The 3,602-nt window shown below is 49.2% G+C and carries 5 protein-coding genes; 4 read left to right on the plus strand and 1 reads right to left on the minus strand.

The window, feature by feature from the left end; translation table 11 throughout:
- Positions 1 to 221 precede the first annotated feature (221 nt).
- Together ACR3FF_RS26235 and ACR3FF_RS26240 are read left to right on the plus strand one after the other, a co-directional pair.
- Positions 222 to 776, plus strand: a complete 555-nt coding sequence (locus tag ACR3FF_RS26235; protein ID WP_458191030.1) for a DUF7344 domain-containing protein — start codon at positions 222 to 224, stop codon at positions 774 to 776.
- A 181-nt stretch (positions 777 to 957) separates the two neighbouring features.
- Positions 958 to 1,248, plus strand: coding sequence for a HalOD1 output domain-containing protein (locus ACR3FF_RS26240; RefSeq protein WP_458191031.1), 291 nt, complete (start codon positions 958 to 960; stop codon positions 1,246 to 1,248).
- 14 nt (positions 1,249 to 1,262) lie between these two features.
- On the opposite strand, the gene ACR3FF_RS26245 is transcribed toward ACR3FF_RS26240, so the two are convergent.
- On the minus strand, positions 1,263 to 1,964 hold the full coding sequence (locus ACR3FF_RS26245) for a helix-turn-helix domain-containing protein (protein WP_458191032.1): 702 nt from the start codon (positions 1,962 to 1,964) through the stop codon (positions 1,263 to 1,265).
- A gap of 359 nt (positions 1,965 to 2,323) precedes the next feature.
- Between ACR3FF_RS26245 and ACR3FF_RS26250 the strand changes: the two genes are divergently transcribed.
- Together ACR3FF_RS26250 and ACR3FF_RS26255 are read left to right on the plus strand one after the other, a co-directional pair.
- Positions 2,324 to 2,995 carry a helix-turn-helix domain-containing protein gene (locus tag ACR3FF_RS26250; protein ID WP_458191033.1) on the plus strand — a complete coding sequence of 224 codons (672 nt, stop codon included), beginning with the start codon at positions 2,324 to 2,326 and terminating at the stop codon, positions 2,993 to 2,995.
- Between the two features lie 188 nt (positions 2,996 to 3,183).
- Complete coding sequence (locus ACR3FF_RS26255; protein ID WP_458191034.1) at positions 3,184 to 3,468, plus strand: DUF7344 domain-containing protein; 285 nt, start codon at positions 3,184 to 3,186, stop codon at positions 3,466 to 3,468.
- Positions 3,469 to 3,602 lie beyond the last annotated feature (134 nt).

The following is a 3,602-nucleotide window of genomic DNA, read 5'->3' on the forward strand; positions in this document are numbered from 1 at the left end:
TCGCGCTAGCCGTCTGAGCGATGCCATATCGCCAGACGGCGTCCATTTCCCGGTTAATCTGACGGAAGATAACCGTGAGAGCGTCTGAGACTGTCGTCATTCTGCGGCAAAACAAGGCATTCTTTGTAGAAAATAGATACGTAGTGGATGCTTGCAAACACAAGCCATGCGATTATTAAAACAACTTTTATATTGCATAGAAGAACCACGAGACAGAATGTGTGTCCGAGCCGTATCCCAATGATGAAGGGGCCGATGACCCCTCCAGCGTGCTCAGATTGGGTTCATACGCGTTGTTGGTACGCGGGGCACACCAACCGTGCGTTCTCATAAAACACGTACCCATGAACCCACACGACAGCGATCGACCTGGTAGTTTCGATTCACAAACGATTCCCTCGCAGATCGACTGTGAACCAACGAACACATCCCATCGTGAGGATAGCTCATCTTCTCCAAATCTCTCCCTGGATACGATCTTCGATATCCTGTCTCACTCGTATCGCCGCCTGATTCTCTCATCTCTTTCACAGTCCGAGGATGATCTCGCGACAGTCACCGATCTTGTCACCGTCATTTCCAAGCACGAATCAGAAACCGAAACGAGCATGCAACGTGCGCAGGACGATACTGTGAGAGTTGCGCTGCAATATAACCATCTCCCGAAACTGGACGATACTGGAGTGATCGAATTTGATACTCGAATCGAAACTATCCGATACTGGAGTCATCCCGAAGTGGAAAAGTACCTGTCTGTGCTCGATGCAATGGAGTAGAATGTCTCATATCGCTTGATCGGATCCTGATGAATCGTTTCATTACCACGTAAGAATATACAAAGAGAATAGTGGCTTCATCTCTTGCCAGAGGATGTTTATAACTACAGTCCCGATTTTTGTGTAGAGTGCTCGTGAGGGATACCCCACTAGTCACGAGGACTCCCGGGAGAGAATAAAAATGGGAGAGACAACGACCAACGCACCAAGCGACAAGCAGACGACTGTAATAGAGCCATCAATAGTGGTGTTGATTCAGGCCGCGATCGCCGCCCGTGACGGTCCCGATCCAAGTGAGTGCCCGCCATTATACGAGGCTATTGATCCAGATGCACTCGACACGCTGTTTGCTCCACTTCACAGAGAATCCGAACGACATGGGAAAGTGATTTTCGAGTACTGTGGCTATGAGGTTACTTTCCATGCTGATCGGACGATTGAACTCGAGTCAATCGACGCTGAGAGTGGCTAAGACACCGGCAGTTTTTACTCAGAGGCTACATCTTTGTCGGAACCTGTCTCTGCTACCTCTGGTGTACCAACTCGATTCAGGAACACATGGCCGACAAGATTGCCATGGGCACGCCGCAGTCGCTCAGAGAGTGCTTGATGTGAAACATCAAGTTTTTCCGCCAACTCATCCGCAGTGGCCTCGCGAGGTACCGAGTAATAACCATGCGTAGCAGCGAGCTGCAGTGCTCGTTGCTGTGACTTTGTGAGCCCGAATCGGGTCTGAGATTCTCTCGTAAACTCCTGGATATTCTGGATTTCTAACGGAATTCCCTGCTCTTCACAGTATTCAGATGTACGTCGCACTGCATCATGATCAGCGAACAACAACCGGAGATGCCAAATACCACTGTGACCAGTTGCAGCGAGGACTGCCCCGTTTTCTTCTGCAAGAACGCGAATGAGATGGTTGACGCGATCGGTCCACGCAAGCTGATAGAGAGAATCTGTCTCGAAATCTGCGATCAGTTGAAAGTCAGTAACACTATCGTCGTCAGTTAACGCGTGCTCAAGCGCAAGACAATCGTCTGTGGTGAACCATATGAATGGCATCAAGCCATCTCGATCGGTCGCAATCGTTTGTTCGACTTCGAAAGTCACAGTTTCGAGCGTGGTCAACGTGTGCTCGAGTGCAAACTCTTCGGCAGCGATGCTGACTTCGACGATCGTACCTCCCATATACGAGCCTACCTCATTGGCCAATATGTATCTTATTTATAAACATATTATATATCTCACGTGTGATTTTCTACGTGACAGAAGGTGATTTTCGATTGGCGTACTATTGTGCCCATCTTTGGCAGAGAATCGGAGAATTAGAGAGCTTTGAATAGCGTGATTTAGAGAATAGATGTTGATCAATGTGTTGTAATTGGCACATTTATGACTGAGTGATGATTTTTTCTACCACTACACCAGATACAATCAGAAGCGGCATCGGAGTACCTCCGGTATCCTTGAACGAAAATCTGTGCGAGAGTTGTTCGGCGTTCCCGCCAAGAGACCTAAGATGCACCAGAGAGTTTGTTTATGAGGTAATGGCTACCCTTGTTGAGTTCTCACTCCCAGCCACGGACTTCGTACTTGGCCGCTTACTCACAGCTGACTCGGAGATCAAGATCGAATTCGAGCGGATCGTCCCCGTCGGGTCAAATGCGATTCCCTTGTTTTTCGCCTGGAATGACGATCTAGATGCGTTCGAACAGCGCATCCGCGCTAACGAGCATGTCCGCGAATTAAGCGAGATTGAGGAACTCGGGGATCGACGCTTGTATCTGCTGAACTGGAATATTCCAGACGGGGGCTTTTTCGAAGGATTCACAGCAGCCGAAACGATCATCCGGAGTGCCTATGGCTACGATACTCACGCCTGGGAGTTCGAAGTCCTCTTTCCTTCTCAGGATGATCTCACCACGTTCCATAATCACTGTCGCGAAAACGAAATTCCGTATACACTCGGACAGATGCATACACTCAGTGAGGCTGGCGATGACCTCGTGGAGAGTGTGCTAACGGAGAAACAGCGTGATGCGCTTCTACTCGCACTCCAACACGGATACTTCCAAACCCCTCGACAAGTTACGCTCTCGGAATTAGCGAACGAGTTCGGCATTAGTCAGCAGTCGCTCTCGGATTTGATTCGGCGTGGCAATGAAGCCCTTCTTGAACACGCGCTTTTATGTTCATCACGAGATACTTCGACTGACTAGCTCAGTTCCATTCTTCCAGTATTTTTAACCACCCTGTTCGAACGGCCCCAAACCCTAAGGATATTGTTGTGATTATCATCACACAGCCGAATGGGCAGAGTTACACTCCAAATGAGTTTCCGTTCGTCCTCTGCGAGTTTGGAGGACAAAGACATTGGTGTCACGGACACCCTCACAATCCCAGACCAATGACTCACTCACCCAAAAACGATGACCTATCAACGCCAGATCACACGGTTAGTACCGTCTGTGAATTGCTTTCGAATGCCACGCGGCGTGCCACTGTACAGATTCTCATAGATGAGGAGACGGATACGGCTGAACTCAACACGTTGGTTGAATATGTCCACGAAAATGTTGACGCCATCATGTCTCCTGAACAAGCACGGATCGCGCTTATCCACAAGCACCTCCCAAGACTCGCCGACTACAATATCATTGAGTATCGGTACTTCCCGAGCGTCGCTTCGTGAGCTGTGCTGAGTCATGGATGACCAGAGTGAACGCTGGTGTAGTAGCTGAGTGAAGGAGAACTAGAGTCCACAGATGGAGAGAACCGAACCGAGAAAGCTGAGATACGCCGTTCTAGACGAATGCTGTTGCTCGT

It is taken from the genome of Haladaptatus ordinarius, from assembly GCF_054177595.1.